General features: G+C 40.6%; 19 protein-coding genes. 5 read left to right on the top strand and 14 right to left on the bottom strand.

All coding sequences use genetic code 11. The features are described from left to right. Positions 1–143: 143 nt before the first annotated feature. Genes recC through recD form a run of 3 tightly spaced genes read left to right on the top strand, consistent with a single transcriptional unit; the run spans position 144 to position 9,011 of the window. Entirely contained in the window at positions 144–3,443 is a 3,300-nt protein-coding gene (recC, locus tag ACZ5WS_RS13400; protein WP_464709074.1) for an exodeoxyribonuclease V subunit gamma, read from the top strand. Then, positions 3,430–6,996: an exodeoxyribonuclease V subunit beta gene (gene recB / locus ACZ5WS_RS13395; protein ID WP_464709070.1), complete on the top strand. Its 3,567-nt coding sequence runs from the start codon at positions 3,430–3,432 to the stop codon at positions 6,994–6,996. The genes recC and recB overlap by 14 nt, the downstream gene beginning before the upstream one ends. Next, positions 6,993–9,011, top strand: coding sequence for an exodeoxyribonuclease V subunit alpha (recD, locus tag ACZ5WS_RS13390; RefSeq protein ID WP_464709067.1), 2,019 nt, complete (start codon positions 6,993–6,995; stop codon positions 9,009–9,011). The genes recB and recD overlap by 4 nt, the downstream gene beginning before the upstream one ends. A 13-nt stretch (positions 9,012–9,024) precedes the next feature. On the opposite strand, the gene ACZ5WS_RS13385 is transcribed toward recD, so the two are convergent. Beyond that, positions 9,025–9,657, bottom strand: coding sequence for a trimeric intracellular cation channel family protein (locus ACZ5WS_RS13385; RefSeq protein ID WP_138609080.1), 633 nt, complete (start codon positions 9,655–9,657; stop codon positions 9,025–9,027). 132 nt (positions 9,658–9,789) lie between these two features. Beyond that, positions 9,790–11,079, bottom strand: coding sequence for an amidohydrolase (locus tag ACZ5WS_RS13380; protein ID WP_464709062.1), 1,290 nt, complete (start codon positions 11,077–11,079; stop codon positions 9,790–9,792). Positions 11,080–11,406: 327 nt separating this feature from the next. Between ACZ5WS_RS13380 and ACZ5WS_RS13375 the strand changes: the two genes are divergently transcribed. Next, entirely contained in the window at positions 11,407–12,465 is a 1,059-nt protein-coding gene (locus tag ACZ5WS_RS13375) for a hypothetical protein (protein WP_464709060.1), read from the top strand. 469 nt (positions 12,466–12,934) lie between these two features. Next, positions 12,935–13,996, top strand: coding sequence for a hypothetical protein (locus tag ACZ5WS_RS13370; RefSeq protein WP_138607090.1), 1,062 nt, complete (start codon positions 12,935–12,937; stop codon positions 13,994–13,996). Positions 13,997–14,044: 48 nt separating this feature from the next. Here ACZ5WS_RS13370 and ttcA read toward each other — a convergent pair whose 3' ends face one another. The 12 genes from ttcA to ccoN all read right to left on the bottom strand — a co-directional run bounded on the left by ttcA (position 14,045) and on the right by ccoN (position 25,469). Continuing rightward, a complete protein-coding gene (gene ttcA, locus ACZ5WS_RS13365) occupies positions 14,045–14,959 on the bottom strand; it encodes a tRNA 2-thiocytidine(32) synthetase TtcA (RefSeq protein ID WP_464709056.1) in 915 nt (304 codons plus the stop codon). Positions 14,960–15,051: 92 nt separating this feature from the next. Continuing rightward, positions 15,052–15,978, bottom strand: coding sequence for a universal stress protein UspE (gene uspE / locus ACZ5WS_RS13360; RefSeq protein ID WP_138607047.1), 927 nt, complete (start codon positions 15,976–15,978; stop codon positions 15,052–15,054). Between the two features lie 162 nt (positions 15,979–16,140). After that, a complete protein-coding gene (locus tag ACZ5WS_RS13355; RefSeq protein ID WP_464709051.1) occupies positions 16,141–17,295 on the bottom strand; it encodes a right-handed parallel beta-helix repeat-containing protein in 1,155 nt (384 codons plus the stop codon). Between the two features lie 200 nt (positions 17,296–17,495). Beyond that, positions 17,496–18,233: an FNR family transcription factor gene (locus ACZ5WS_RS13350; protein ID WP_138607043.1), complete on the bottom strand. Its 738-nt coding sequence runs from the start codon at positions 18,231–18,233 to the stop codon at positions 17,496–17,498. Positions 18,234–18,275: 42 nt separating this feature from the next. After that, positions 18,276–18,947 (bottom strand): sulfite exporter TauE/SafE family protein, encoded by a 672-nt coding sequence (locus ACZ5WS_RS13345; RefSeq protein WP_178955708.1) that lies wholly within the window; start codon positions 18,945–18,947, stop codon positions 18,276–18,278. After that, on the bottom strand, positions 18,940–19,107 hold the full coding sequence (gene ccoS, locus ACZ5WS_RS13340; protein ID WP_008109812.1) for a cbb3-type cytochrome oxidase assembly protein CcoS: 168 nt from the start codon (positions 19,105–19,107) through the stop codon (positions 18,940–18,942). The genes ACZ5WS_RS13345 and ccoS overlap by 8 nt, the downstream gene beginning before the upstream one ends. Beyond that, positions 19,104–21,476: a heavy metal translocating P-type ATPase gene (locus ACZ5WS_RS13335; protein ID WP_178955710.1), complete on the bottom strand. Its 2,373-nt coding sequence runs from the start codon at positions 21,474–21,476 to the stop codon at positions 19,104–19,106. The genes ccoS and ACZ5WS_RS13335 overlap by 4 nt, the downstream gene beginning before the upstream one ends. 8 nt (positions 21,477–21,484) lie before the next feature. Then, positions 21,485–21,976, bottom strand: a complete 492-nt coding sequence (locus ACZ5WS_RS13330; RefSeq protein WP_178955712.1) for a FixH family protein — start codon at positions 21,974–21,976, stop codon at positions 21,485–21,487. Positions 21,977–22,125: 149 nt separating this feature from the next. Next, positions 22,126–23,160, bottom strand: coding sequence for a cytochrome-c oxidase, cbb3-type subunit III (ccoP, locus tag ACZ5WS_RS13325; protein WP_178955714.1), 1,035 nt, complete (start codon positions 23,158–23,160; stop codon positions 22,126–22,128). Then, the gene (locus ACZ5WS_RS13320) at positions 23,157–23,342 is read right to left on the bottom strand and encodes a cbb3-type cytochrome oxidase subunit 3 (RefSeq protein WP_010389598.1); all 186 of its coding nucleotides are present in this window, start codon (positions 23,340–23,342) and stop codon (positions 23,157–23,159) included. Before ACZ5WS_RS13320 ends, ccoP begins: the two co-directional genes overlap by 4 nt. A gap of 6 nt (positions 23,343–23,348) precedes the next feature. Further along, positions 23,349–24,023, bottom strand: coding sequence for a cytochrome-c oxidase, cbb3-type subunit II (gene ccoO / locus ACZ5WS_RS13315; protein ID WP_008109817.1), 675 nt, complete (start codon positions 24,021–24,023; stop codon positions 23,349–23,351). A 12-nt stretch (positions 24,024–24,035) separates the two neighbouring features. Continuing rightward, on the bottom strand, positions 24,036–25,469 hold the full coding sequence (gene ccoN, locus ACZ5WS_RS13310; RefSeq protein ID WP_010389600.1) for a cytochrome-c oxidase, cbb3-type subunit I: 1,434 nt from the start codon (positions 25,467–25,469) through the stop codon (positions 24,036–24,038). Positions 25,470–25,705 lie beyond the last annotated feature (236 nt).

The raw sequence follows: 25,705 nt of genomic DNA, 5'->3' as shown, positions 1-25,705 counted from the left end.
CACTGCGGTTCAAGCTGTGCGTTTAAAAGTTCATCTATTGGCGGGCTAACTTGCTGATTTATTAACGCCAATGCTCCCTTAGCGCTACCGCTTAAATTGAAAATATCTTACACTGGCTTTATCTCAAGTAAGGCTGGTATCGTATGCTCAATATTATTCAATCAAACCGTATGGAAGCCCTGCAAGCGCAGTTTCATCAGCTATTAAAAATAAACCCATTGCAAAGCCCATTTGATAAAGAAGTGGTGTTAGTGCAATCGCCGGGTATGTCGCAGTGGCTTAAAATCGGTTTAAGTGAAAATTTAGGCGTAGCTGCACAGGTAGACTTTCCGCTGCCGTCGAGTTTTATTTGGCAGTTGTATCAGCAATTACTGCCAAATGTGCCTAAAGAGTCGGCCTTTAATAAACCTAACCTTGCTTGGAAATTATTTGCCATTTTACCCCAGTGCATAAATGAGCCGCTGTACTTACCGCTTAAAACCTATTTAGAGGGCGATATTGACGGCCAAAAAACCTTTACTCTATGTGAAAAAATAGCCGATGTGTACGACCAATACTTGATGTACCGCCCCCATTGGATAGCCACTTGGGATAGTGGCACCGATGAGCTTGACGATGTTGATATAACGATTGCGCCTTGGCAACCCGATTTATGGCGTCGTATCGTCAAATTAAGCAAGCAGCTGGGGCAAAGCCAATTTCACCGTGCCAATATGCAAGGGCAGTTACTCAGTGCACTTGAGAGTATGGATAACAGCTTATTGCCAAAACGCATTAGTTTATTTGGCATATCGGCGGTTGCTAGCTCGCAGCTTGAGGTGTTTGAAGCCTTAAGTAAAAAAACTGAAGTATTTTTATTCTTTTTTAACCCTAGCGAGCATTATTGGGGCGATATCATTGATGAAAAAACAGCCGCTAAAATCACCGCTAAATACGCAAAAATGCCGCTGGTGGAAGCACAACAAAAAAAGCACACCAACCCCGATGAGGAATACTATTTTATTGGTAATCCGCTGTTGTCGTCGTGGGGTAAACTCGGCCGCGATTATTTTGAGCAACTAGTGCAGCTTGATGCCCGCTGGATTGATGGCTTTATAGATGCATTTGACGACAGCTTACTTGGCCAAGTGCAAAGTGAAATTTACCAACTTGCCTTTAAAGGTGAGTCGCTCACCGATAATAAAGAATGGTTTATTAACGACGAGGGCAAGCTGCCAATTACTGCAAACGATGCAAGCATTACACTAAGTGATTGCCATACACCGCTTCGAGAAGTAGAGCGTTTGCACGACTACTTACTTAATTTATTTAATCAAAATTCAGCGCTTACCCCTAAAGACATCATCGTGATGATGCCCGATGTTGGCACCTACAGCCCTTATATTGAAGCGGTTTTTGGTGGTGCACAGGGCAGCCGATTTATACCTTATGCACTAGCTGATTTAGCCATAGAGCAAGAAAAACCTGTACTGAGTTCGTTTGCTAGTTTAGCTAATTTACCGTTTTCGCGCTTTGGTGTGTCGGATATTCTCGATTTATTACAGGTGACTCAAATTGCTGAAAAATTTGGCTTAGAAGCACATGAATATGAGCAAATTCAGTATTGGTTGGAGCGTGTTGGCGTTAAATGGGGTGTAAACGCTGAACATAAAAGTAGCTTTGATTTACCCACAATTGAGCTTAACACTTGGCAACATGGCTTAAACCGGTTACTACTGGGTATTGCCATGCGCGATGAACAATGCCCATTTAATGGCATTTACAGTGCTGATGAGGTTGAGGGCATGGCACTTGATACACTTAATAAGCTGGTACATTTTATTGATGTGCTGCAAGACTTCAAAGCTAAGCTCACCCCTGATGATACGCTTTCTAATAAAGCCCAAATTTTAAATGAGCTGCTCAATACTATTTATGAAAGCGAAAGCGACGACAGTTGGGATTTATTAGTGCTGCAAAAAGTACTCGAAGATATAGGTAAGCACCACGACAACGGTGATTACAGTGAGGCCGTGTCGCAGCGCATTGTTAGCTATTTAATTAAACAAGGCATACAAGAAAAAGGTGTCGGCCAACGTTTTTTAGTGGGGCAGGTGAATTTTTGTACGTTAATGCCAATGCGCGCTGTGCCGTTTAAGGTGGTGTGTATGCTAGGCTTGAATGATGCCGATTACCCACGTACCGTGCAGCCTATCGGGTTTGACCTAGTACCTTATTCTAAAAAGCAAAAAGGTGACCGTTCACGAAAACTCGATGACCGCTACCTTTTTTTAGAAGCGCTTCTTAGTGCCCGAGATAATTTATATATGAGCTACATTGGTCGATCATGTTTTGATAACCAGCCACGCATGCCATCAACACTTGTCAGTGAATTGTTAGAATACATAGGTCGAAGCTTCAAACTTAGCGAACCCGGTGATAAACCCTTGCCAGATTGCCTTATTAGCCAACAACATTTACAACCTTTTAATAGTCATTATTATTTGCCAGCTAGCGCTGAACAGGCAGGGCTTAACAACCACAGCTATAACCCAATTTGGCTGCCTAGCGAAGCCTTTGAGCCAAAAGCAATTACTACGCTTGATGTAACGCCTCCAGAGCTACTTGATCTTGATGTGTTTATTCGCAGTGTGTGCCATGCCCAAGAGAGCTTTTATCAGCAAAGCTTAGGGTTACGTTTGCCGCAATTTAACGACATAGCCAAAGATGAAGAACCGTTTAGCTTAGATGCGCTACGCCGTTATTTTTACCTTGATGAAATACTTGAAGCTAATATTAACGATACACCACTGAGTACCGAACAAATACTGCAGCGCGGTGAGTTGCCGCAAGCCCATGTTGGCAGCTTAATTTATGAGAGCATGCAACATCGCGTTGATGCGCTTGCAGGGCAAGTAAAACAACAAATAAAAGCGGGTAAAAGTGAACCGATAGAAGTATTACTGTCGCTTGAAAACACCACCATTGAAGGCTGGCTAAACCATGTGTATATGCAAAAACAAGTGTTTTATCGCAGTGCCAGTATTAAAGCTAAAGATTTAATTAAAGGCTTTATTTATCACCTTGCTGCACAAAGCATGCAACAAGAGGTTGAAACCTTATTGCTGGGTTTAGATAAGCAAATAAGCTTTGCCCCAATGAGTAAAGCCGATGCCGATTTACTGCTTGCAGATTGGTTTGCGCTTTATAAAGAATTACGCAACAAGCCCGTGGCGTTTTTTCCGGTAAGTGGTTATGAATACGTGAAAAGCGGTGGTGATATGGCAAAAGCCAACAGTAAATTTAGTCCACAGTATATTGGCCGAGGCGAGGGGGAAAACCCTTATATTCGTTTAACGGTGCAATCACTTAATGACTGCCAAGACGAATTTATACATTGGAGCGATAAGCTACTCGCCCCATTATTTGAGCACGCCAAGGAGAGTGACTATGCAAGCGCTTAATCCACTCACTATGCCATTATCAGGGCAAAGCTTAATTGAAGCCAGTGCTGGCACCGGTAAAACCTACACGATCACGGGTTTGTATTTGCGTTATTTATTGGGTATGCAAATACCCGGTGAGCTAAATACGCCATTGAGTGTTGAGCAAATTTTGGTAGTAACCTTTACTGATGCCGCCACGCAAGAAATTAAAGACCGTGTTCGTAGCCGTATTATTGCTGCGCGTGATGCGTTACTGGGGCAAGTACCCAATGATGAGCTAATTGAGGATGTAATAGCGGGCGTTGATGACAAGCACCGTGCATTTGACTTACTCGATGCCGCAGCTAAATCAATGGACGAAGCAGCTATTTTTACCATTCATGGTTTTTGTCAGCGAATGCTAAAGCAGCATGCGTTTGAATCCGGTGTGGCATTTAACTTAGAGTTCATTTTAGATGAGCGCGATATTCTGCTTGAAACCATAAAAGACTTTTGGCGCGCGTTTGTATACCCACTTAGTAAAGAAAAAACAGATGCGATTTTAGCGGTATTTGCCGCGCCCGAATCACTATTTAGTCATGTAAGTAGTATTTTAAATAAGGCGAACGCAGAGATAACCCCGCAAGTTAGTTTAGATGCGGTATGGCAAGCGCGAGATGAATACTTGGCGCGTATTCCTGCCTTTAAAAAAGCGTGCCTAGAGCAAGAGTTTATTGGCGCTGTTAAAGCATCCGATTTAAGTGGTTCAAAAACACCTGGGCGAAAGGGCAGCCTTGCTGCACTTGAAGCATTTTGCTTAGGCAATGATGACTTTTTTGAATTTGGTACCAGTAAGTATTCGTTTGAGGTGTGGAGTAGCGAGAACTTAAGTAATGCCGCTAATTATAAAAAAAATGGCACATTACTGACGCATCCACTTATTAGCCAATTCGATGCCTTAGCCGCACTTAACAACACCATTAACCAAGGGTTAAAAATTGCGATAGTGCAATATGCGGCGAGCTGGGTAAAAGCGGCCATAGTTAAACGCAAACAAGAACAAAGCGTGATCACCCCTGACGATTTACTGACTAATTTACACAGTGCCCTAAAGAGTGAACAAGGTGATGTGCTCGCACAAAAAATAGCGCAGTTATTTCCGGTGGCAATGATAGATGAGTTTCAGGATACCGATCCGATTCAGTACGGTATTTTTAGTAAAATTTATGCTCAAAGCAATACCACTTTAGCTATGATAGGCGATCCTAAACAAGCAATTTATGGGTTTAGGGGCGCAGATATATTTACCTACATTGGCGCAAAAGAAGCGGTAGATGAGCCACAACAATTTACATTGGGCACTAACTTTCGCTCAAGCAGTGATATTGTAAATAGCGTAAATAGCTTATTTAGCAAATACGACAACAGCTTTATTTATAACGATGCCATTCCCTTTAATAAAGTGAAAGCCAAGGGCAAAAAAGCAGATGAGTCGTTTTTAATTGATGGTAAACCTGCCACCGCGTTTGAGTTTAATGTGTTTGTAGATGAAGCCGGCGATGAAAAAAATAAGCCGACCAGTAAAGGCTTAGGGCAAGCTCATTTAGCCACCCATTTTACCAATAAAATTGTTACTTTACTTGAGCAGGCAAACCAAGGAATAGCCTGTATTGGCAGTACGCCGGTAAGCGCTGCTGATATTTGTATTTTGGTGCGCGACCGCGTTGAAGCACAAATAATGAAGCAAGCGCTGAGTAAAGCTAATATTGCCAGTGTGTATTTGTCGCGCGACAGTGTATTTAGCCAAGAGTTAAGTCATCACTTGCTCAATTTTTTAACGGCTTTGCATGGTCAGTACGATGAGGCGTTACTACGCGGTGTATTAGCTGGCCCGTTATTTTGTTTAAGCTATAACGATATTTTTGCTCTAGCCGATGATGAAAATAGCTGGCAAGAACACCTAAACTTTTTTGCTCAACTTAGCCATATTTGGCATAAGCAAGGGGCAATGGCAATGCTCGAACGCTTACTGAGTCACAATCAGCTCAGTGCCAAGTGGCAAGGCTTGGGCTATAACGTAGAGCGGTGGCTTACCGACTTTAGACATCTTGGCGAAATACTGCAGCAAAAACAAATAGAGCTTGAAGGGACACTTCGTTTATTACGTTGGTTTGCGCAAAAGGTGAGCCAGCAAGATGGCGAAACAGTGCAAGTTCGCTTAGAAAGTGATGCGAACTTAGTTAAAATTGTGACTATGCACGCTTCTAAAGGGCTTGAATACCCATTGGTATTTATGCCATTTGCCAGTGGTTATCGTGAAACTAAAGACGCGCTTTATCATCAAAATGGCAAGTTGATTTACGATTTAAGTAAAGACGAAGACGCCTTGCAAAAAGCCGAACAAGAACGTTTAGCAGAAGACTTACGTTTGCTTTATGTGGCACTGACCCGAGCAGTGCATTTTTGTTCGCTGGGCGTGTATAACATTTCTCAAGGGCAAAGTAGCCGTTTAGCAATTCAAAGTAGCGCGCTGGGGCATGTGTTATTCTCAGGATTAGAGATAAGCAGTAGCCAAGTATGGCGCACCCATTTAAGTGAATTTTGTGAGGCTAATCATGCTATGCAATACCAGCAATTTACCTCAGGCGAATTACATGAGCAGGGCATACTTCGGTTAAAAAATAGTGACACTAAACAGCACGATTTACTTATTAATACAGTAACGGCGCAGATTGAACGTGACTGGCGAGCAACTAGCTTTAGTGCCTTGAGCTTTAAAAAGCATGCTGATCAACTTGCTCCAGGGCGCAGCGATGAAGATCATCAAAGAGATGAGTTTGCCGTGCAGCAAGATGAACTTCCTTCACCGTATAGCTTTCCTAAGGGTGCAAAACCAGGGAGTTGTTTGCACGAAATATTTGAGCAGCTTGATTTTACCAGTCCGGTAAATCATCCCACGAATGCCGAGCAAAACTTAACGGCTGTGATTGAGCGTGCTTTTGAAAAGTACCATATCGATGAGCAATGGCAGCAAATTACCGAGCAATGGGTACTCGATGCACTTAATTGCCCGTTAAACAGCAAGAATAATTTAAGTTTGAGCCAATTAGCGCCAAGTGACTGTTTAGTAGAAATGGAGTTTAATTTACCGCTTAGCAGCCTCAGTGCCCCTAAGCTTAATGAAGTGTTAATTAAACATTTTGGTTTTAACCAAAGTAAACTTGAGTTTGCCCATGTTAAAGGGTTACTAAAAGGCTTTATTGATTTAATTTTTTGCTACCAAGGCAAGTATTATATTTTAGATTATAAATCGAATTATTTGGGCAGTACCGCTGCCGATTATGTGTCTGAGCAGCTAGAGCAAGCAATGACCAGTCACCAATATCATTTACAGTATTTAATTTATACCGTAGCGCTGCATCGCTTGCTTAAACAGCGAATTCCCGATTATTCAATAGAGGCGCATTTAGGCGGTGTTTATTATACTTTTTTACGCGGTATGCCAGCAGGTGAGGGAGTGTACTTTAAACAGCTAAGTCCAGATCAAGTCGTTATTTTAGATGGCTTGTTTAGCCAAGGAGCCATGCTATGAGTGATTTAAATCAACAACCGGGTTTGTTTGATGACTTAGATGATGCCCCTATAGACGAACCTGTGCTCACAACAGCACAGCCAACGATGCAGGGCAGCGAAAGTATTAAAGTCGTGCCGTTGCTAACGTATTTAACGGACGAACATAGAGTGCGTGTGGTTGATGTAAAACTGGCTGAATTACTCAGTGGCACAAACGCACAGCAAGGGTATGACGACCTCTTTTATATAATTTTAATGCTGTGTTTATCGCAACAAAGCCAGCATAGCTGTTTAACCCTAACAGAGGTTGATTGGACTAATCCGTTTAATTTACGTCAAAGCGACTTTACTAAACTAGAAGGCACGCAGCCTGACACTCTCAGCCCATTTAGTAATGACTTTACGACTGAGGCAGCAATACGTTATTTACTCTCACATCACAGTGTTGGGGAGCAAAAGCCGCTGCAATTGTTTAATCAACGATTATATTTTTCTCGTTTAGCAGGCTATGAACAAACCCTTGCCCAACGATTACTGACAATGAGCGAACGACAACTTAACATTGATGATGCAGTACTTGCTCAGTTATTAACCCGCTACTTTCCTGATGATCCGAGTATTGACATTGATTGGCAAAAAGTAGCGTGTGCGATTGCCGCCACAAAAGGTTTTAGTGTGATCACGGGCGGGCCTGGCACCGGTAAAACCACCACGGTAACAAAGCTGTTAGCGATTTTACAATCGTTATATAAAGCGGCGCCATTGAGCATAAAATTAGTAGCACCCACAGGTAAAGCAGCGGCACGGCTAACAGAGTCAATTTTAGGGGCTAAAAATAAGCTTAGTGAAATACCGGCTGATATTAATTCGTTGATCCCGCAAAGTGCGCAAACCATTCATCGGTTGTTGGGAGTTAAGCCATTTACCAATAAATTCCGGCACGATAAAAGCAATCCGTTGCATGTTGATGTATTGATTATTGATGAGGCCAGCATGGTCGACTTATCACTTATGGCTAAACTAATTGAGGCCTTGCCAGATCATGCACGATTGATTTTACTCGGCGATAAAGACCAACTTGCTTCGGTTGATACTGGCAGTGTAATGAGTGATTTATGCCAAGGGTTAGTGCTTGGACAAACACCGCGTTATTCAAAAGTACGCTGTGAGCAATTGAACACGCTGTGCTTTAATGGCACTGTTAAACTCAACGCGCAAACTCAAAGTGAGTTTAAACTCGCGGATTGCATTGCCTTTTTACAACATAGCTATCGGTTTGATGCAAAAAGTGGCATAGGTCAATTGGCGCTGGCGGTTAATACCAACAAACGTGGGATATTAAACTATGTTGAACAACAAAGTAGCGAAGGGCATTTTAGCGATATTATTTTAGACTATGATTTTGTTTCCACACCAATTGAAAAGTTAGTAAATAGTGCCGCAAGTCATTATGCTAATTACCTAACACTGATAGCGCAAGGTGCCAGTGTTGCGCAAGTGCATGCAGCTTTTGCCAGTTATCAGTTACTTGCTGCAGTACGTGAAGGCGATTACGGCGTTAATAGTTTAAACCAGCGTATTGAACGGGTATTACAGCAGCAAGGTTTAATTAGCGTTAATCCTAATCAGCGGCATTATATAGGGATGCCGATAATGGTTAGTCAAAACGACTACCAGCTAAAATTATTTAACGGTGATATAGGGATTTTAATGCCCGATGATAGCGGCCAACTCAAGGCACTGTTTATTGATGAGCAAGGGAATGAACGGGCATTTTCACCCGCACGGCTTCCGGTGCACGATAAAGTGTATGTAATGACCATTCATAAATCGCAAGGCTCAGAGTTTAGTTATACCGCGATGGTGTTACCACCGCTCAAGCAGGCGAGTATCGGTATTAATAGGCAATTAGTGTACACGGGAATTACCCGCGCAAAACAGACCTTTGAGCTGGTGGCAGATAAAAAAGTGCTGCAATTGGCCATGGGTAAAAGTGTATCACGGGCGTCAGGCTTGTATGAGCGATTAGTGTAAAGCCATACTTATACTAATCTCTTATTTTTGGAGTTCGTTTTCTAAATAGGTTGGGTTGCCAGCCAAAATGCAGTGCGCCCAATCTTAGAAAGACGGTTACCAATAATGAACCTATAATGCACCATAAATAAGGAGCTTCTAATAAAAATAGTGTGGCATAGGTTAAGCCTCCTGCAAAACACGCGGTGGAGTATAGCTCTTCGCGCATCACCAGTGGCACTTCTCTACAGATCACATCACGTATTAAGCCGCCAAATATACCCGTCGTCATTCCCATTGTAAGCGCAACCACCATGGTTGTACCTTCAATTAATGCTTTTTCAATACCGACCACATTAAAAATAGCCATACCGATGGCATCAACCAGTAACATGTAATAGTTAGACAGGTCGGGCAAGTGGCGAATAAACATAACGGTGACAAAAATAGCGCCATAGGTAGCGTATAAATAATCGGGGTTGGCTATCCAAAATACAGGTTGGTTAAGAAGAATATCTCTGAGCGTGCCACCACCTAACGCAGTGACTGAGCCAACAACCACAACACCAAATCCACCAATATCTTTGTCGTGGCCTAATAATGCACCTGAAATTGCAAAGAATGCCACGCCAATAAGGCTTAAAAAATTAAAATACTCTGCCGTCATTGAGGTGTCCTTACCAAGTTGAGAATTTATATTAGATATTAAGGTTAAGTGATAGGGGATTTATATTAGCTGAATAACACTCTCTATAACATAAGCACAGGTTATTAGCCCTGTGCTTGTTATACTGGGTTTTTATTGTAAGTAGTCAACGACCAGTTGAGATAATGATTCTACGCCAAGTTGTAATGCGCTTTCGTCAACATAAAACTGAGGTGAATGATTACTTGGTGCCGTTTTAGCGTTTTGATCTTTTGGAGTAACGCCTAAAAAGTAAAACAGCCCAGGGGTTTCTAGTGCATAATAGCTAAAGTCTTCTGCACCGGTAATTAAATCTGTGGTAATAATGTTGTCAGCACCAGCAATACGGGCAAGTGTAGGGGTCATTTTTTGGGTCAGTGCAACATTATTTACTGTTACAGGGTAGCCGTGAGCTATATGCACATCAGCTTTAGCCCCCGCGGATTCGGCAACCAGTTCAGCGGTTTTAGCTAAACGTTTTTTAATATCGGCACGCATAGTTTGATCAAAGGTTCTAATTGTACCAATAAGCTCTACATTATCGGGGATAATATTTGAGCGTATGCCGCCGTTAATCGCGCCAAATGAAATAACAGAAGGTGCTTTAGTTACATCTACCTGGCGAGAGGCGATTGTTTGAGTTGCCATTATAATTTGTGATGAAGCAACAATGGGATCTACGCCATTCCAAGGGCGTGAACCATGAGTTTGACGACCCGTTACGTTAATTGTGAAAGAGTCTTCACTGGCCATTAGTGCCCCTTCTCTAAAGCCAATTTGACCAGTATTAAGTGAGCTGGTGACATGCAAGCCAAACACCGCTTCAGGTTTTTGTTTAAATAAACCTTCTTTTAGCATTAGCTCTGCGCCTCCTTCTTCTCCCTCGGGGGCACCTTCTTCAGCCGGTTGAAATACAAACAGTACTTCACCCGCTAACTGCTCTTTAATTTTTACCAGTGACTCTGCTACGGCCATTAGAATAGCAACATGAGTGTCGTGCCCGCAGGCATGCATAACGCCTACTTCATTACCACGATAGGTTGAGGTTTGTTTAGAGGCAAAGGGTAAATCAACTTGTTCGGTAACGGGTAAAGCATCCATATCGGCACGAAGGGCGATTAAAGGGCCTTTTTTACCACCGCTTAATTTAGCCACAACTCCGGTATGCGCAACACCAGTTTGTACTTCAAGCCCCAGTGATTTTAAATGGTTAGTAATGTACTTCGCGGTTTCAAATTCGCGATTACTCAGCTCAGGATATTGATGCAAATGGCGACGCCATGTAATGACTTTTTCACTTACACTTTGTGTTGCATGTTCAAGTTCGGTGTTAATACTACTAGCAAAACTAGGCGCTGAAATTGCAGTAAATAAAACACTGCCAAAAATTATTTTTTTTATCATTTTAATTCCTTGGTTTTCATCGTGTGTAATTAACTTACGCTATTACACCAATAAAAAGTAGTGTTGTTTATTAGTTAACCACAGTTAAAAGAAAGTTTATTGATACTGCTTAAGAAGGGGATAAAGCTATTTTGTTTAACACAATAGTTTGGCGCTTTTGTCGTATTTTAACGCAAATATTTAGCTTTAACGGTGAAAATGATAACAAAATGTTGCATTTTTTAGATTTGTTCCCAATACTGGTCAATGCATTGCTTTTACCATGCACTGACAACAGCGTGTAACAAGCTAAGCATAATAAAAATATTCAATCAGTTAAGGATTAATATGAACAACACACACACTTTTAAACGCGCGACTTTATTTGCAGCAGCAATAGGGCTCTTAATGAGTTTTTCTGCGCTTAGTAAAGAGTATAAAGTAGTTTTAATTCATGGTTTGCAAGTATCCCAGCTTACCAATAAAGCAGGTAGTGATGTAGTAAACGATGGCCAAAGTTATTGGCAGTCTTATTGGGTAAACCGTGCCGACGAGCGCATTGACTGGCCTGCGTATGAACGAATAGAAGGAAAAATTACTACAGATTGGGTATGGCCCAAGCTACAACAGATCTCTCGCTCAAATTTATGCGAGCCAGGCTGCGTGTTTGTAACCCACTCTACCGGTGACTTAGTTGCCCGATACATCATAGATAACCAAGAAAACTGGCTAGAAAACGCGGGTTTAAAACCGCTTAATATTATTGCTACCTTTGATTTAGCGGGTGCTGGTGGCGGTAGTGAATTAGCCGACTTAGCGGTGAGTGCGTTAACCGGCGCATCGTGGAATTTTGCTGTAGATGCTGCATTAACTTGGTGGCTAGGCAGTGAAGTTAATGAGGCGGTTGGTGTATTGCATGATTTAAAAGTTAACAATGCACGTAGAATTGCGCCATTACCTGATGCGCGCACACCGCGTTTACGTTTTGTGGCCGATGGTAATGCTTACTTAGGTTTAACGGCTGGTTTTTTGCGTGGTAACGATGATTCGGTAGTCGCTACTCACTCATCATGCGGTGCAAGCTCGGTAAGCTCATTTGGCAGTTGTAGCGCCAATATTGATACCAATGGGCGTTTAAAATCGCAAGGTGATGCTGTTAGTAGCTTCATGCCATACCATTATCCATTAATGATGACTAACAGTTACAGCCATAACGAAATTCAACAAGCGCAGCACCAAGGTAATGTAACGGTGGCAATGAATAATATTAGCGTGGCTGGCGATACATTAGGATATGAAACTGTCGATGAAACTACCGGTAGTTGGTTTTGGAAAAAACAATACCGTTATGTAAAAGACTCTGATAATTTGAGTGCTTCAACGCTCATATATAATGTGATCCCATAAAGGTGATTGTGCGTGCGGCTTTATATGCTGCACGCTTTTGGTACCAATTAGCTTTATGCAGTTATTTATTTTTAGCCAAAAAAAGCTTAATGCAAATTGCATCAGCTTTACGTTCTAAAAGTGATTAACTGCTAGGGTCTGTTGACCTTTGCGGATTACAATTTGTTCAAACTAGGGGCGGTTTAATCGCGGCGCGAGGTTTGTAACCTAGTGGGCTCGATAACTGCTCCTGCGTTATTCTACTGGCTTACATCCATGTAAGAATAAGTAAAAACCGAGAAACAAAGAGTAAATCGCCCCTAGGCAGAACCCGAAGGGCTGCGCCTGTTTAGTATTGATGCTGCGTTATCGCCTATTTATGGGGAATAACCACACCACATAGGCTCTGCCTTGCCTAAATACCAAACAGACTGCTGCAAATTTAACCTTGAAAGGTCAACAGACCCTAGTATTTATAGGATAAATAACAATGAAAAAATCCTACGTTATTGTTTTAGTAATAATAGTTACCGGCTTGATGTGGTTTTTAGGTAAAGGCAATGCTAGTTATTCAGCTTCGCAAACAACAGCTAAAGAGCATAAAAAAACACCTGAATTTGTAGCTATGCCAGCAAAACCTAAGGTACTAGATGTTAAACCGAGCATAAAAAACATGCCTAAAGAGCAGCATGAGTTTAATGAAGATATAGCAAAAGCAGCATCGGCAGTCGCGCAGCAATATCAGCAAAGCTTAGCATTTCCACCTTATTCGCAACCTTTAACGGTATATGATGAAGACCGGCTTAAGCCAAATCAGTTTTTTCCGGTTACTAGCCCTGTAGGAGAGCAAGGGGGGGAGTTAACCTTAAGTTTATCTCAATATCGCTATGTCTATCCGCAAGCAATTGAATTAACCATAAGCGCACAAAATTTAGGTAAAGCACAGGTAACACTCAGTGATACGGATACCAAACAGCCGTTAAAAACACATAGCGGTGTTGCTCGTGACAATAAGCTAGCAATTACGTTTAAAGGTGAGGAAGACTATCCTCGTAATTTACAATTATTAGTTGAGGCCGACATTGCAGGTAAAATGGTCCCTGTGGTGGCACAAATACAATATATGCCGCCTAGTGCAACCCTAACTAGCTTTGATAGCGCGTATCCACGTAATGATAATATGATAGTGCCTGCTAATTTAACGGTTATAAAAAGTGGCTTATATCGCTTAAGAGCTAACTTATACAGTGGTAGTTCGCCATTAGCGCATTTAGTTGCTAAAGCACGTTTAAATGAGGGCAGCGAAAAAATTGATTTTAAAGCACATTGGTCTGTTTTGCCTAAGCAAACAAATGGCTTACGATTGAGTGACTTTGTTATTGAGCGTATGTCGCCAAGTCCAGGTGAGCGTAACAGCTTTGGGCAAAGTAAAGTGAGTGAGTTTACTATTGAAGATTTTGCTTACGATAGCTTACAGCAGCTACCTTATCAGGCGAATAAACAAGAATTGCAGAGTTTAGAGTTTTTACAAGGATTAGCTGCCGGTAAGTAGCAGCATAGAACAGAGTGAAGGGTTTGCATTACTGCAAACCCTTAAAAGTTAGCTTAAATTTATGGTAACTACGTCGGCTTGGTTTAGTTCATCTTGTTCAGGATTAACTGGCGCTTTTGGAATATCTGGTTTATCTAACGCGATATCGCCACCATCAATAACGTCACCGGTTTGCAGATTAGCAAAATCAAACAATTGGTTATCAGCTAAATGCGAAGGTACAACATTTTGCATTGCAGTAAAAATACTTTCTATACGCCCTGGGTGCTCTTTATTCCATTGTTCTAGCATGTTCTTGGTGTGCTTACGTTGTAAGTTTTCTTGTGAGCCACATAAGTTACACGGAATAATAGGGTAGCCTTGATTAAATGCGTATTGACTAATATCGGCTTCTTTACAATAAGCTAATGGGCGAATAACCATGTGTTCACCATTATCGCTCATTAGTTTAGCCGGCATACTTTTAAGTTTGCCGCCATAAAACATATTTAAAAACAAGGTTTCAATCATGTCATCGCGGTGATGACCCAATGCGATTTTAGTAGCGCCTAGCTCTTTAGCTGTACGATATAAAATACCACGACGCAGACGAGAGCAAAGTGAGCAGGTTGTTTTACCTTCAGGAATAATATCGGTAACAATACTGTAGGTATCTTCTTCGACAATTTTGTATTCAATATTTAAATTATCAAGGTATTCAGGCAGTACATGCTCAGGGAAGCCTGGTTGTTTTTGGTCAAGGTTAACCGCAAAAAGATCAAACTTGATAGGGGCAACACGCTGTAAATGTTGCAGCATATCGAGCATAGTGTAACTGTCTTTTCCGCCAGATAAGCACACCATGATACGATCACCTTCTTCTATCATGTTAAAATCCATGACAGCTTGACCTGTGAGGCGACGTAAACGCTTTTGAAGCTTATTTAAGTTGTGTTGAGCTTTGGCTTGAGCAGAATGAGACACTACGCCCCCTTATAAACAGTACGGCAAAATTAATTGCTAAAAATAAAGGGGCGTATTATACGCCATATGTAATATCACAGCTACAGCAAACGTTAACTTTCTGCGAGTGGACTTACATAGCCATCAGGTTTCAATGCAAGTACATCACAATCGAGGCTGTCAATAACATGCTCAGCGGTGTTACCCACTAATGCAGCACTTAAGCCGGTACGTCCCACAGTGCCAATAACCACTAACTCACTATTTAAACGATTTGCAACATCCGGTATCACATCTTCTGGCAATCCCTCTTCAATAAAGCATTGATCAGAGGTTAGGTTAAACTCATTAGCTAATTCATTGGTTGATTCAATGTGATGTTTTTTAACTGATTCGTTGTAAAGCCCAGGATTAAATTCTGGGATTTCTATGGCAATATTTACCGGTGTAGCAGGGTAGGCATTAACTAAGTTAAGTTTAGCATTAGCGAGTTCACATAAAAATTGTGCATCTTTAATTATGCGTTTATTAAGTGATAGGTGTTGCTCATTTTCACTGACTGCATTCACAGCAGCTAAAATATTACCTTGTGCTGGCCATTGCATATCTTTAACAAATAGAACGGGCGTTGGGCATTTTCTAACTAAATGCCAGTCTGTAGGAGTAAAAATAACCGCTTTTAGTGCGCCATGTTGATGCGTACCTTTGATAACCAAGTCGTATTTATCATTGATAACGGTATTAATTATTGCCTCGTATGGGCGATTATGCCAAATAACTTGCGTATCTATATTTATATTTTGATAAGGAGAGATCAGCTCTTTAAGCCATAGCTCACGATCTTTAAGGACGGCTTGACGCATTGCTTCACGTTCATCGCCTGATAGCATAGTAGTCATTTCGTAAGAGAAATCGTAAACCGTCATAAATGCGGTAATGCTTGCACCCGACTTTTTGGCTAAATCTATTGAACGCGCGAGGGCATTTTGATCGTCTTTAGTTGGGTCAATAACCGCGATAATACGTTTAATCGTTTCCATTGTGCTACTCCATTCACTTAACAGTTATATATTTAGTGTAACGCAAATACACAACAGTTAAAGGGGGAAGCACTAAGATTATTGTTCTATATCAAGAAATAAAGTTTCTCTAATTTTAAAACTCTTTATCTTGGATAAAAGCATGTAGGGCTTTATAAAGATTTAATTATTCTCAGGTTTTATTAAAGTGTTATCTTCTACAGTGAATCCACTCATTTTTTTCACAAAGCCCACTTCAGGTAGTAAGTTATAAACGTTATCTTTAATGGTAGAAAACAGATAACTCTTTCCACCTCTACTGAATAAGTTAATAAGATACCAATATTTTTTTTCAGGATAAACGGTCATATCAACGTTAATAAAGTGATTGTTATTGATATAAATGCCTCTAACGTATTTGTCATCTATTAGCTCGTCGGTTACATCTGACTGTATTCTAATGCCTCCCTTAGAACGTAAAACTGTGTTGTGAGTAAAATAAATACTTCCCCAATTAAAAGGCTCCGTTACACTTCTTGGTTTATTAGGGTAAGCATTGAGGATAAACTTATCACTGTCTATAAAGGTATTAGCAATAATTTTTACGTTAGAGTAATAAGTAATTTCTATAGCAGTGCCTTTGGTGTTTTTGAAAGTGTTATATCTTACTAGAGCTTTTGATACAGGTTTAACCGTGGCAAATTTCAATGATCCCTTCAATCCCTCAAAAATATTATCTTCAACTGTAATATCATGCGTACCTCCATAGTTATTATTCCACGGGTGAGTAGTTGTTACTTGTGTGACATTTTCAAAGTAATTATTACGAATATCAATTCTGAAAGAATTTATATTCGCATCATGGGATGATAAATGTGAAGATGTTGCTCTTATAGCCGCATCACCAAAATCATAAAAGTGATTATGTTTAATTGAAATATCTTCGGAGCCTGCAAAAAGGATACCTTGCTCACCCCAAACATAATTAATTTTGTCTGTCGTTAACCCTCTAAAAATAAAACCATTAATTTCTATGAAGCGTGAATTATAAAACGATAAAATATATTCTCCTTCAAATTGGTCACACTTTTTTAGTATGACGCCAGCATTAGCGGTGATAGTAATGTTACTAAGGTTTCTGACGATAATAGCTGAACATATATCGTAAACTCCTGGTTTGTCTATTTTAAGATCAGAGTTTTCTGCAGTGTTTAAAATCAAGTCTTTTAGTGCTTGTGAGTCATCAATTCCATCATCGGGGATCATAGAGCTTGATACTTGACTACTAAATAAAATACTTAAAGAAAGAGTGATAAATAGAAATAAAGAATAAGGCATAAGATTGTCCTTCTATATAAGAGTGTAATAGGACATAGTTGCTTTTATGTTAGAAAATGAGCTAGATAAGTAATTATCTTCATCGACTCTTAAAAGTGAATGGTTAATACCTCTACTCAAAGTGTTAGTAGAGATAGAGCATAATTGCAATAATTACGCTCTGATTTAGGGAGGATTAATTTTAAAATGAGAAACTATTATTAACGGGGTTTTATAATAGCAGCTGTTTTTGCAAGCGCGTCATTATCTAAAATAGTAATAAACTTACCTTCTACTTTGATTAAATCTGCTTTTTGAAAACGGCTCAATAAACGGCTAATAGTTTCAACAGTTAAACCAAGGTAGTTGCCAATTTCACCGCGGGTCATGGTAAATCTAAATTCTTTACGTGAAAAACCACGTTCACCAAAACGCTCTGATAAATTATAAATAAAACTCGCTAGACGCTCTTCGGCAGACTTCTTATTGAGTAATAGCAGCATTTCTTGATCGTAGGTTATTTCACTACTCATTAAGCGCATAATTTGTTGGCGTAGCTTAGGCAACTTACCAGCGAGTTCATCAAGGGTATCAAAGGGGATTTCACATACCATTGAGGTTTCTAGTGCTTGAGAAAAGCTTTGGTGCTGCATTTTATTAATGGCATCAAATCCAACAAGGTCGCCAGCTAAATGAAAGCCTGTAATTTGTTCATCGCCTTGCTCAGACAATGTATACGATTTAAACGAACCCGAACGAACCGCAAAAATTGCATTTAAAGGCGCGCCCGATTCAAATAAGTAGTCACCTTTGTGTAATGGTTTTTTTCGCTCAATGATCTCATCAAGTTTATCCATTTCTTGGCCATTTAAAGAAAATGGTAAACATAACTGGCTAATACTGCAGTTATTACAGCTAATGGCACAATTACCTTTAGCACGACTTTGAGAAAAATCCATAAGTTCAATCCGTTAAATTTCTATGCACGACATTTTATAATGTTAATGCACTAGCTTATCTGTTGCAATGATCAGAAGGTAGATACCATACCAAATGATAACACTGCCTAATGTTATTCGTGTCCATGGGTGATTAAAAAGCGCATTTAGCTTTTGTGCAGCCATACCTAAGGTGATCATGGCAGGAAATGTGCCTAGAGCAAATGCCAGCATAACTAAAGCACCATTAATAGCGTTGCCACTGGTCATTGCCCAAGTAAGTGCAGAGTATACTAAACCGCACGGTAACCAGCCCCATAACGCGCCATAGCCAAGGGCTTTAAAAGGCGAATCAATGGGCATTAAATATTTATTAAGTTTAATTAAATGCTGCCAAATGAGGGTTTTACCCAGTTTTTCGAGCCACTGTAAGGTGGCGGCTAAGCGCATAATATAAATGCCAACCAGTAACATAAAAATACCGGCTAAAAATGACAGAAATAATGAAAAAGCAGAATTTTGCGTAGCAAACTGGCTACTAATACCCGCAACAAGGGCTCCTGCTAGCATATAACTTAAAGCTCGACCGCTGTTATAAGCTAGAGAATATAACCACGTTTGACGTTTATTGCTGGCAAGTTGTAATGAGCTGGCAATACCACCACACATAGCAATGCAATGACCACTGCCAATTAAACCCATTAAAAAAGCGCTAACAAAAATAGGGTCAATCATTACTTTTATTGTGCTGCTCTTTGTCGTCTTCAAACAAAATACTGTGGCCTTGCTTGTTTAAATCAGAGAATTGCTCGCCTTTTACTGCCCAAAAAAATACGCCAATAGCAATCAATACAAACAAAATAGCGATAGGAACTAAAATATAAATTATGCTCATAACTTTAATAGCCTTAGTGAATTACATATCACAATAATAGAGCTGGCAGACATACCAATAACGGCCATCCAAGGAGCAACTAAGCCCATAGCCGCTAGCGGTAATATAGAGCCATTATATAATAAAGAAAGCGCCAAGTTTTGCTTAATTATACGTCGTGTTTGTTTAGCAATAGTTAACAAATGCGAGATTGAAGCTAAGTCACTGTTAAGCAATACAACATCAGCACTGTTTTTAGATATATCGGCACCGGTTTCCATGGCGATAGATAAATGGGCACTGGCAAATACTGGGCTGTCGTTTACGCCATCGCCAACCATAGCAACAATTTCACCTTGCGATGACCAGTGATCAACGGCATTTTGTTTATCTTTTGGACTGCAACTGGCAAGTACTGAATCAAGCTTTAACTTTTTAGCTACTTTGGCACCCGCATCAGATGCATCACCAGTTAGCATATGGCAACTAAGGTTAGCCGCTTGTAAAACATTAATTAGCTTATCGGCATCAGCTTTAACTTTATCTACAAAGTAAAAGCGTGCAACAGCCTGCTTGTTTATATAAAGCGTGGCTTGTGCGTTGGTTTTCTTTGTATCAAACCAGCCACTTTTACCAATAGCGTAATGGGTATTATCAAACTGGGCGCTTATCCCAATGCCTGGGTGGAGTTGTACATCGTCAAATTTACGCTGTCCTTTAAACTCCTTAAATGCACTGGCAATAGGGTGTTCAGAATAACTTTCAAGCTGGGCTGCAATATCAAGAATTTGCTCTTTGCTGTAGTTATCATCAAGTATGTCAATCACGTCGAGGCTAAATTTACCTTGTGTAAGCGTACCTGTTTTATCAAAGGCAAATAAAGTGAGCTTTGATAGCGTTTCGAGCACATGCGCTTGCTTTATTAATATGCCTTTGCGGGTTAAGGTTGCTACAGCACAGGTTAATGCGGTTGGAATTGCTAAACTTAATGCGCACGGGCAAGTGGCCACTAACACCGAAATAGTGATCCAAAATGCAACGTCAGGGTCTACCTGATACCAACCAATTGCAGTTATGGAGGCAAATACTAGTAATACAGCAACAAACCACTGCGCCACTTTATCGGTAATTTCAACCAGTCTTGGGCGTTTTGTCAGGGCATTATGTTGCAGGCGAATAATTTGATTAAGCAGGGTGTTTTGGCCTAGCTTGTTGATTTTTATTTCAATTATACCATCATGATTAACCGTGCCTGCATACACGTTATGATCAATGTACTTTCGTACTGGTTGATGTTCGCCGGTCATCATCGACTCATCAACACTGGTACTGCCTTTAACTAATATGCCATCAGCAGGAATGGTTTCGCCTGCCTTTATTAACACAATATCGTTAAGTTTGAGTTTTTTGGCGGCAATGATGTGCTCATTACCGCGTTCATCGAGCGTACGGGCAGTAAGGGGTAACAACTTTTGCAAGTTAGCAGTGAATTCACTGGCTTTTAAACGCGCTCTAAATTCTAAGTATTTACCTAATAAGAGTAAAAAGGTAAACATACAAATAGATTCAAAGTAAACCTCGCCTACTTCCATTACTGTGGCATAACAGCTAGCGCCATAAGCACCAAAAATAGCCAATGATACTGGTAAGTCCATATTCAACTGTTTTGCTTTTAAGCCATTAATTGCATTACTTAAAAAGGGCAGGGCGCTGTATAGGATAACGGGGGTAGCGAGAATTAAACTGATCCATCTAAAGTACTGTTCAAAATTGCTGTCCATTCCAGAGAACATGCCAAAGTACATTGCAAAGGCAAACATCATCACTTGCATGGTCATCAAACCTGCAACACCGAGACGACGAATATACGCTTTGGCAGTTTGCTGCTTTTGCTGAGCTTCTAAATCAGATTGAAAGGGGTACGCTTTATAACCTATTTCAGCCAATGAGGTAATTAGCTCACTTAAAGGCGTGGCGCTTTTATCCCAGTGGATCATGGCACGATTTGTTGAGGTATTTACATCAACGCGTTTTACCGATTTAAGGTTTAATAATTGCTTTTCAATTAGCCAGGCACAGGCGGCGCAGGTTATACCTTCAACACTCAGTAATACCTCAGAGTTGTTGTTGTGCGTACTAATAAATTCATCTTGGATATCTTCATTGTCATAGCTTTTAATAAAAGCGAGCTGTTCAGGAACCAGTTGCTCTACTTTGCCGGCACTTACGGTGCGGTATTTGTAGTAGTCGGTCATTCCTTGGTCAATGATGTTTTGAGCAACCGCTTGGCAGCCAATGCAACACATTGGCTCAGCGGTATTGTCTATAATAACGTGTGCGTCAAACCCTGCCGGCACACTTTCAAGACAATGAAAGCAATTTTTAGACATACTAAATACTACTTATAGTTAGGAGTAACTAAAATGGTGGTTGTGGTTGGTAAAGTGACACTTTCTTTCATTTTCCAACTAGCATCAACAGGTTCAATAAACACTGAGTAAGCACCAGGCGTGTAGCTTTCTAATAATGCAGTAAACTCTTGATTAGCATTTGGAGTGAGGGTAGCTTCAAAATCATGAGCTTTTATAGTGCGATGAAAAAACGATAATTTTAGCGCATGAATGTTGCTCGTATCGCCTTTAGTAAATTTAAAGCTTACTCGCTCATCAGATACATTGAGGTCACCATGTAAATATAAAGCTTTTGCTTTATCAAATTTGATCAGCTCTAAATTAATTGCTTTGCCTTTTTTATAATAGTCATCAACGACCATATCTGGGCCGTTACCAATGGCTGTAATAAATAAACTAATGCAGCCAATAATTGCAGCTAGAGGGAAGAAGATTAAAAACCAAGGCCAAAAATTTTTATACCACGGAGTCGGTTGCATAGTTGCTCTAAAATTGATGAATGTGCAGCTATATTATAATAAATAAAAGAAAAAGACTAAAAAAAAGCCTCCGAGTGGAGGCTTTTTTGATCTGTATTAATCTATTGAAATAAAAAGATTAAAACTGAAACGTTTTGTTAACTTTATCGTTATTTTTCTTGCGATAAGCTATAAACGTAAGCAGTTAATAGGTGAATTTTGTCTTCGCCTAAGATCTCTTTAAAAGCAGGCATTACACCAGCACGGCCGTGGTTTAGTGTTTCTTCAACAGCACGTTGAGAACCACCGTATAACCAAATGTTATCAGTTAGATTAGGTGCACCGAACGGTAGGTTATGCGCAACTGAGCCTTTACCATCTGCACCATGACAAGCTGCACACATCGCAAATTTCGCTTTACCTGCCGCGGCATCTTTTTGGTTAACAGTACGACCAGATAGGCTAAGTACGTAAGCCGTCATTTCTTTAACGCCTTGCTCGCCTAATGCATCACCCCAAGGAGGCATTGCTGCAACACGGCCTAAAAGTAACGTTTCTCTGATTTTGTCAGGCGTACCACCATATAACCAGTCGTTATCTGTTAGGTTAGGGAAGCCTGTACCACCACGAGCATCAGAGCCATGACATTGCGCACAGTTTTGAGCAAATAAGCGTTGACCAATTTCAACTGCTAATTGACCTTGCGTTTGTTCATGTTTAGTGCCATTTTCAAGAGCGATTTGCTGAGCTGCATCACCCGCTAATTTAGAGTCAACCAATTCTAAAACAGGGGTTTTTGCCAATTCATTGAAAATTGGGCCAAAACGCTCTTCAGCGGCGCGGTATTCTGCATCTAGCTTTACAAAGCGACCGTTTTCTTGAGCGTCTACCACTGCTTCTTTCGATTCAGTTAAAGAGGTAACACCTTGATTTGAGCTGGTCCACTTTGCTAAGCCTTCCCAGTTACCTAAACCTGGGTAAGCTGCTAAGTAATAAACAGACCATACAAACGTTGCGAAGAACATGTATGTCCACCATTTTGGTAGTGGATTGTTTAATTCTTCAATGCCGTCAAACTCATGTCCACAGCTTTCACCTTCTTTTACGCCTACATAGTTTTTTAAGTTCCAAACTAGTAGACCAAAGATAATGATTAAGCATGCAAGGGTTAATACAATAACCCATATACTCCAAAAGCTAGTCATTTCTCAGACCCCTTTTCCTCGTTAGAGAGTGTATTGTTGTGTTTTTTTTCATCTTCAAATATGACATTAGCAGCGTCTTTAAAACGACTTTTACTGCGCTTACTATATGCCCATCCAACAATCACAATAAATAATACTAAAATTACCAGAGTCAAAATGCCTCTGTATGTCCCGTAGTCCATAATAATCTACTTCAAATGTGTGCCAAGTTGTTGCAAATAAGCAATAAGGGCTTGCATTTCTGTTGCACCTTTACCGTCATTCATTGCGTCAACTTTAGCAATGTCAGCGATTAATTCCTCGTCACTGCCATAACCTAAACCCGGGTGTTTTGGGTTTTCTGGGTTAATAGCAAACGTGTCACGGAAAATTTGTAGCTTTTTCAGAGTCAGGCTTGTATCAAGCGTGTTCTCTGCTAACCAAGGGAAGCCTGGCATATTCGACTCAGGAACCACTGCACGTGGGTCAACTAAGTGCGCATAATGCCAGTCATCTGAGTAACGTTTACCTACACGTGCTAAGTCAGGACCAGTACGTTTAGAGCCCCACAGGAATGGGTGATCCCATACTGACTCACCCGCAACCGAGTAATGACCGTAACGCTCGACTTCATCACGAAATGGACGAATCATCTGTGAGTGACAGTTAGCGCAACCTTCACGCACATAAATGTCACGACCTTCAAACTCTAGCGCATTTAACGGGCGTAACCCATCAACTGGCTTAGTTGTGTCGTCTTGGAACATTAGCGGAGTAATTTCTACCAATGCACCAAAGCTGATTGCGAAAACAGTCAAGATGGCCATAAGGCCGATATTTTTCTCGATAATTTCGTGTTTATTTTGCGAATTTTTATTGCTCATTATCTGACTCCGTTATGCTAACTGCGCTTGTTCATCAAGTTCTAGCGAGTTATTTTTCGCTGAAACTGTACGATAAACGTTATAAGCCATAACCAGCATACCTGTAACGATGAATACACCGCCTAAGAAACGCATAACATAGAAAGGATGAGAGGCTTCTAACGACTGAACAAAGCTGTACATTAATGTACCGTCAGAGTTAACTGCACGCCACATTAGGCCTTGCATTACACCTGAAATCCACATTGCAACAATGTATAAAACAACACCCACAGTGTGTAACCAGAAGTGTGTATTGATTAATTTAATGCTGTACATACGACCTTGCGAGAATAACGCTGGAATAAGGTGGTAAATTGCACCGATAGAAATCATTGCAACCCAACCTAATGCACCTGAGTGTACGTGACCTACTGTCCAATCTGTGTAGTGCGATAACGCATTTACAGATTTAATTGCCATCATTGGACCTTCAAACGTCGACATACCGTAGAAAGACAATGAAACCACTAAGAAACGAAGTACCGGGTCAGTACGTAACTTATGCCATGCGCCTGAAAGTGTCATAATACCGTTGATCATACCACCCCAAGACGGCACGAATAAGATAATAGACATCACCATACCTAAGCTTTGCGTCCAATCAGGAAGCGCAGTGTAGTGAAGGTGGTGAGGACCTGCCCAAATGTAAAGCGAGATAAGTGCCCAAAAGTGAACAACCGATAAACGGTATGAGTAAACTGGACGACCCGCTTGCTTTGGTACAAAGTAATACATCATACCTAAGAAGCCAGCAGTAAGAAGAAAACCTACAGCATTGTGCCCGTACCACCACTGAACCATCGCATCAACCGCACCGGCGTAAATTGAGTATGATTTAGTTAGTGAGACTGGAACAGCCATGCTGTTAACAATATGAAGTACTGCAACAGTAATAATGAAACCAGCATAGAACCAGTTAGCTACATAAATATGAGCCACTTTACGTTTAGCAATAGTGCCCATAAATACAACAGCGTACGTTACCCAAACAACAGCAATTAAGATATCGATAGGCCACTCAAGTTCTGCATACTCTTTAGAACTTGAAATACCCATAGGTAGAGTAATTGCTGCTAGAACAATCACTAACTGCCAACCCCAAAAGGTGAAGGCGGCTAATTTATCTGAAAGAAGGCGCGTTTGACATGTACGTTGTACGACGTAATAAGACGTCGCAAAAAGAGCACTTGTACCAAATGCGAAAATTACTGCGTTCGTGTGTAACGGACGAAGTCGAGAGTAAGTTAACCATGGTGTGTCAAAGTTAAGTGCTGGCCAAGCTAGTTGGGCAGCAATCAGAACCCCAATACCCATGCCAACGATGCCCCAAATCACTGTCATAATAGCGAATTGGCGTACAACTTTATAATTGTACTCAGTTTGTGATGCTACTGTTTGGCTCATTTTCTGGCTTCCGCTGCAATAAATGCGTTTAGAAATGAATTACCTACTTGTTAAAGTAGGACCTACTATTATTCCAAAGTATACTATCTAAACCCCACAATATGTGGTTGTCAAAGATAATAATCTCAAGAAATACTTGTTTTTTTTGCGGTTGAAATGATAAATTTTTTGGCCTTAAAAAGATAGGTCAATTGCGTAATAATATGACATCAATCAAACTTTATTGAGTTGCTGTC

The sequence above is a fragment of the Pseudoalteromonas sp. 11L1 genome, from assembly GCF_055397545.1.
The sequence above is the reverse complement of the archived record's forward strand: the minus strand, read 5'-3'. Positions and strand labels throughout refer to the sequence as shown.

Coding starts and splice junctions, on each gene's coding strand:
- uspE (WP_138607047.1), bottom strand. CDS start 15,978: ATGGAAACGATTAAACGTATTATCGCGGTTATTGACCCAACTAAAGAC.
- ACZ5WS_RS13335 (WP_178955710.1), bottom strand. CDS start 21,476: ATGTCTAAAAATTGCTTTCATTGTCTTGAAAGTGTGCCGGCAGGGTTT.
- ACZ5WS_RS13380 (WP_464709062.1), bottom strand. CDS start 11,079: ATGATAAAAAAAATAATTTTTGGCAGTGTTTTATTTACTGCAATTTCA.
- ACZ5WS_RS13355 (WP_464709051.1), bottom strand. CDS start 17,295: ATGCCTTATTCTTTATTTCTATTTATCACTCTTTCTTTAAGTATTTTA.
- ACZ5WS_RS13320 (WP_010389598.1), bottom strand. CDS start 23,342: ATGGACTACGGGACATACAGAGGCATTTTGACTCTGGTAATTTTAGTA.
- ccoS (WP_008109812.1), bottom strand. CDS start 19,107: ATGAGCATAATTTATATTTTAGTTCCTATCGCTATTTTGTTTGTATTG.
- ACZ5WS_RS13385 (WP_138609080.1), bottom strand. CDS start 9,657: ATGACGGCAGAGTATTTTAATTTTTTAAGCCTTATTGGCGTGGCATTC.
- recD (WP_464709067.1), top strand. CDS start 6,993: ATGAGTGATTTAAATCAACAACCGGGTTTGTTTGATGACTTAGATGAT.
- ACZ5WS_RS13330 (WP_178955712.1), bottom strand. CDS start 21,976: ATGCAACCGACTCCGTGGTATAAAAATTTTTGGCCTTGGTTTTTAATC.
- ACZ5WS_RS13375 (WP_464709060.1), top strand. CDS start 11,407: ATGAACAACACACACACTTTTAAACGCGCGACTTTATTTGCAGCAGCA.
- ACZ5WS_RS13350 (WP_138607043.1), bottom strand. CDS start 18,233: ATGGATTTTTCTCAAAGTCGTGCTAAAGGTAATTGTGCCATTAGCTGT.
- ACZ5WS_RS13345 (WP_178955708.1), bottom strand. CDS start 18,947: ATGATTGACCCTATTTTTGTTAGCGCTTTTTTAATGGGTTTAATTGGC.
- ccoN (WP_010389600.1), bottom strand. CDS start 25,469: ATGAGCCAAACAGTAGCATCACAAACTGAGTACAATTATAAAGTTGTA.
- recC (WP_464709074.1), top strand. CDS start 144: ATGCTCAATATTATTCAATCAAACCGTATGGAAGCCCTGCAAGCGCAG.
- ACZ5WS_RS13370 (WP_138607090.1), top strand. CDS start 12,935: ATGAAAAAATCCTACGTTATTGTTTTAGTAATAATAGTTACCGGCTTG.
- recB (WP_464709070.1), top strand. CDS start 3,430: ATGCAAGCGCTTAATCCACTCACTATGCCATTATCAGGGCAAAGCTTA.
- ccoP (WP_178955714.1), bottom strand. CDS start 23,160: ATGACTAGCTTTTGGAGTATATGGGTTATTGTATTAACCCTTGCATGC.
- ccoO (WP_008109817.1), bottom strand. CDS start 24,023: ATGAGCAATAAAAATTCGCAAAATAAACACGAAATTATCGAGAAAAAT.